This window comes from Planktosalinus sp. (assembly GCF_059864935.1).
Window position 1 is genome coordinate 1 of the sequence record NZ_JCBCCK010000491.1, and the last position, 5,304, is coordinate 5,304.

Below are 5,304 nucleotides of genomic sequence, written 5' to 3' on the forward strand. Positions count from 1 at the left end.
TGGAGGCCGTTGCCGAAAGCCAATACACTTCGCCCGGTTCGGAAATCAAACTGGGCATGGAAGCCATCAACCGTTCCAAAGTGGATATGCAACTCACCGATGTGATTTACAACAAAAAGTCACTGCTTGACGGGCAAAAAGCTTTACCGGAAAACAGAAGGGTGAATTCAGAAAGTCAAATTATTATTCCAAGAAATGCCCCTTACACTTCTCCCTACTGGATCAAGAAAAAAGGAACAACAGGCTTGTTCAATGTTGATGACATCAAAAAAATCGGCGAACCCGTAATCAATGAAAATGAACCGGTTTACTTTAAAGTGAACATTGAAGGTGAAGCGTTTACGTTTAAACGGGACATTATTTATAAGTTTAACAGCCCGGTTACCGGCGAAGTCTATCAGCCTTTTCAAGTGTTGCCAGAAGTTACCGGAAAAATCAGTAATAAAGTATTTATTTTTGGTGATGATGCGCCCAGAAATGTTGCTGTTACTGTGAGGGCCGGAAGAGACAATGTTTCCGGAATGGTTTCATTGAATCATCCGCAAGGTTGGAAAGTGAGCGAACCGCAAACATTTCAATTAAACAGTAAAGACGAAGAAAAGGAATTTGTTTTCAAAGTAACCCCTCCCAAACAACAAAGTGAAGGCAGTTTGAATTTACTGATGCAGGTGGGCGACTCTTATTATGTGAATGAAACGGTAACCATTGATTATGACCACATCCCCTATCAGCATATTTTGCTTCCAGCTGAAGCGAAAATCGCCCGAATTCCTCTGGAAATCAATGGCGAAAACATCGGTTATATTTCCGGTGCAGGTGATGATGTCCCTTCGGCTTTACGACAAATTGGCTACAACGTTACCGAAATCAACTTAGAAACAATGAATTTACAAAGCATTATCGGTTTTGATGCCATTGTTGTTGGGATCAGAGCTTACAATATACACGACATTCTGCGCTTTCGACAGGAAATCTTGTTTGATTATGTGAAAAATGGCGGCAATCTTATTATGCAATACAATGTTTCAAGGGGATTGGTCACCGAAAACCTGGCTCCTTATGAGTTAAATCTCTCCAGAGACCGTATTACAGATCATACAGCTGAGATGCGTTTTATCAATCCCAATCACCGTGTTTTAAACACACCAAATAAAATCGCCCAAACCGATTTTGACAACTGGGTACAGGAGCGCGGTTTGTATTTTGCCAATGGTTGGTCTAAGGAGTTTGAACCCATATTCCGCATCAGCGACCCGGGTGAGGACCCGGTTGAAGGTGCTTTAGTGATTGCCCAATACGGCAAAGGGCATATCGCTTATACCGGCTTGAGTTTTTTCAGGCAATTGCCCGCCGGTGTTCCGGGTGCTTATCGGTTGTTTGCAAATTTGTTATCTTTAACACAATAACTAATTGATTTGAATTTTACTTCCGATAAATACACCTGGAAAAAATCATACACCATCGTTCTGGTGGCCAATGCCGTTTACATTGTTATGTTTTACTTATTAATGATATACCTTACCTAAAATGCATATAAACGATTGGCTGGTCCTTAGCGGAACATTGATTTTTATTGTGGTTTATGGTGTCTGGAAAACACGCGGCAGCCGAAACGTTAAGGATTTTCTCAAGGGAGGCAACACTTCAGGATGGTGGACCATCGGGCTTTCGGTAATGGCAACTCAGGCGAGTGCGATTACTTTTTTATCTACTCCGGGTCAGGCTTTCCACGACGGGATGGGCTTTGTGCAATTCTATTTTGGTTTGCCCATAGCGATGGTCATTATTTGTATGGTGTTTATTCCCATGTATCACCGCTTAAAAGTCTATACGGCTTATGAATTTCTCGAAAACCGGTTTGATTTAAAAACACGCTCATTAACGGCCACTTTGTTTCTCATTCAACGCGGGCTTGCAGCCGGGATTACCATTTTTGCACCGTCGATTATTTTATCGGCAGTATTGGGCTGGAACCTTTTTTATCTGAATATCATCATTGGCTTGCTGGTTATCATTTATACCGTTTCCGGCGGAACTCGTGCAGTGAGTGTCACCCAAAAACAACAAATGGCGGTGATTTTTGGTGGTATGTTTGTCGCATTTTTTATCATCATCAGCTACCTACCGGAAAACATCACTTTTTCAAATGCATTGGATATTGCCGGTGCAAGCGGAAAAATGGACATCATTGATTTTTCATTCAATCTGGACAATCGCTATACATTCTGGAGTGGTATCATTGGAGGAGCTTTTCTGGCACTCGCCTATTTCGGAACTGACCAAAGCCAGGTGCAACGTTACCTTTCGGGAAGTTCAGTTCGTGAAAGCCAAATGGGAATGATTATGAACGGTATTTTAAAAGTGCCAATGCAGTTCTTTATCCTGCTGGTGGGGGTTTTGGTTTTTGTGTTTTATCAGTTTAACGCTTCCCCATTAAATTTTAATCCGGTTGCTGAAAGGGAAGTGCTCAATTCAGTTTACGCCGAAGATTATCAAGAACTTCAACAACATCTACAAGTCAATTTTGAGACTAAACAGCAAGCCATTTACAACTTTAACAATGTCGAAAACGAAGCCGACAGGCACATTTATCAGGAAAGTATCGTGGCATTGGACAAAAGGGATCGGGAATACAGAAAACAAGCGCGCGAGTTAATCAGTCAGGCCAACGGAAAAGTGGAAACCAACGACAAAGACTATGTGTTTATCCACTTTATCCTGAACAACCTCCCTCGTGGCTTGATTGGTTTATTGCTGGCCGTGATTTTAAGTGCAGCCATGTCTTCCACCGCTTCTGAACTGAATGCTCTGGCCACCACCAGCACTATGGATTTGTACAAACGAAACGCCAAAACCGATGGCGATGAAAAACATTATCTGAGGGCTTCAAAATGGTTTACTTTACTTTGGGGAGCCATAGCTATTGGCATAGCCTGTGTCGCCAATTTGTTTGACAATTTAATTCAACTGGTCAATATTATTGGTTCCATTTTCTATGGTAATGTGCTGGGTATTTTCCTGCTGGCCTTTTTTATCAAATATGTAAAAGCAAATGCTGTATTTGTTGCGGCAATCATCACACAATTTATCGTAATTTTCGGTTGGTGGCAGGACTGGATGCCTTATTTGTGGCTCAATCTATTTGGCTGTGTGGTGGTCATTGGCATTGCTTTGGTGATTCAAACAATAAGAAACAACAGACCTTGATTCGCAGTTTTTCCCTAAAGACATAAACACTTTTTTTTGTCGTTATAACGTTAACAATTTTGTACTTTTGTCTAATATCGGTTCACCAATGGCAGGAAAAAAAGGAAACACCTCATCATCCAAAAAAAGTAAGTTGCCCCGTTTGCAATTCAGCAAGCAACAAACAATCATCTTCGGAATTTTTTTGGCGGTTTTAGGCATTGCATTGACCATTTCTTTTATTTCGTTTTTGTTTACCTGGCAAGCCGATCAAAGTTTACTCTCAGATTTTACCAACAGGGAAGAACAAGCCCAGAACCTGTTGAATAAATTTGGTGCTGCTGTTAGTCACTTTTTCGTATATCAGGGTTTTGGAGTCGCTTCTTTGATTTTCAGCCTGCTACTTACGCTCAGCGGAATTTTTCTCTTTTTCAGTCTTCCGGTAAAACCACTCAAAAAATTATGGTTCTGGGGCATTATCGTTATGCTTTGGTTATCGGTTTTCTTTGGTTTTTTTGCATCAACCTCAGCCATTCTTGGCGGTGTGGTTGGTTTTGAAATCAACAGTTTTCTTCAGGATTATATGGGATTGATTGGCGCAAGTTTGCTGATGTTTTTCCTCTTTGTGGCATTTTCGGTTTACCATTTCAAGTTTTCACCGGACTCCATACTCACCTACTTCAAAAACCGAAGAAAAGAAATTAAAGACGAACTGGCTTCCGCCAATATGGAAACTGAAAAGGCCGATACAGAAATCAGGCACACTTTAGATGAAATAGAAGAAGAGGGAAAATTTGAAGAAAAAATCCCAACTCCTCAACCTGTCAGGGAAAAAATTGTCATCAAGTCTGAAAATGAAGATGATGTAGCACTTGAAGTGGAACAGGCCGAAGATGAAGAAGAAGTTGAAGTATTGAGTAACAAGTTGGTGAAAGATTTTGGTGAATTTGACCCCAAACTGGAGTTGAGCAATTACAAATTCCCGACCCTGGATTTGCTGAAGGAATACAACCCCGGTTCAGGAATTACTATCGATCAGGAAGAACTTGAGGAAAACAAAAACACCATTGTTGAAACCCTGAGAAATTATAAAATTGAAATCGACCAGATCAAAGCTACTGTTGGTCCCACGGTCACTTTATATGAAATCATCCCAGAAGCGGGTATCCGAATTTCAAAAATCAAAAATCTGGAAGATGATATTGCGTTATCACTTTCAGCATTAGGTATCAGGATTATTGCACCCATTCCCGGAAGGGGAACAATTGGTATTGAAGTGCCCAACAAAAACCCGAAAATGGTTTCGATGCGTTCGGTAATTGCTTCGCCCAAATTCCAGAATGCCGAAATGGAACTCCCGCTGGCATTGGGTAAAACCATTTCCAATGAAACCTTTGTGGTCGATCTGGCCAAAATGCCTCACCTGCTGATGGCAGGTGCTACCGGACAAGGTAAATCGGTGGGATTGAATGCTATTTTGACCTCCTTGCTTTATAAAAAACACCCCGCCGAAGTGAAGTTTGTTTTAGTGGACCCCAAAAAAGTGGAACTTACACTTTTCAATAAAATTGAAAGGCATTATTTAGCAAAACTTCCCGACAGTGAAGACGCCATTATTACTGACAACAGCAAGGTAATTAATACGCTCAATTCATTGTGCATCGAAATGGACAGGCGCTATGACCTGCTCAAAGACGCCATGGTGCGCAATATTGCTGAGTACAATGTCAAATTCAAAGCGCGAAAACTCAACCCCAACGATGGCCATAAATTTTTACCATACATTGTCCTTATTGTAGATGAATTTGCAGACCTCATTATGACTGCCGGCAAAGAGGTGGAAACACCCATAGCACGTTTGGCACAACTTGCACGTGCTATCGGAATTCATTTGATTATTGCTACCCAGCGTCCATCGGTTAATGTAATTACCGGGATCATTAAAGCCAATTTCCCTGCGCGAATCGCCTTTAGGGTAACCTCAAAAATTGACTCCAGAACCATACTTGACAGTTCAGGTGCAGACCAGCTTATCGGTCGTGGCGATATGCTTTTCACTCAGGGCAACGACCTGACACGATTACAATGTGCCTTTGTTGACACCCCTGAAGTGGAGCA

At 41.5% G+C, this 5,304-nt stretch carries 2 protein-coding genes and 1 pseudogene; all 3 read left to right on the forward strand.

Features of this window, described 5'->3' with window-relative positions; all coding sequences use genetic code 11:
• A pseudogene (locus AC6F75_RS14245) lies at positions 1-1,406 on the forward strand (LmbE family protein); the annotation flags it as partial.
• A 121-nt stretch (positions 1,407-1,527) separates the two neighbouring features.
• Positions 1,528-3,207 (forward strand): sodium:solute symporter family transporter, encoded by a 1,680-nt coding sequence (locus AC6F75_RS14250; protein ID WP_500715754.1) that lies wholly within the window; start codon positions 1,528-1,530, stop codon positions 3,205-3,207.
• 88 nt (positions 3,208-3,295) lie between these two features.
• Positions 3,296-5,304 (forward strand): DNA translocase FtsK 4TM domain-containing protein (locus AC6F75_RS14255; protein ID WP_500715755.1); only part of this gene is annotated, 2,009 nt, incomplete at its 3' end.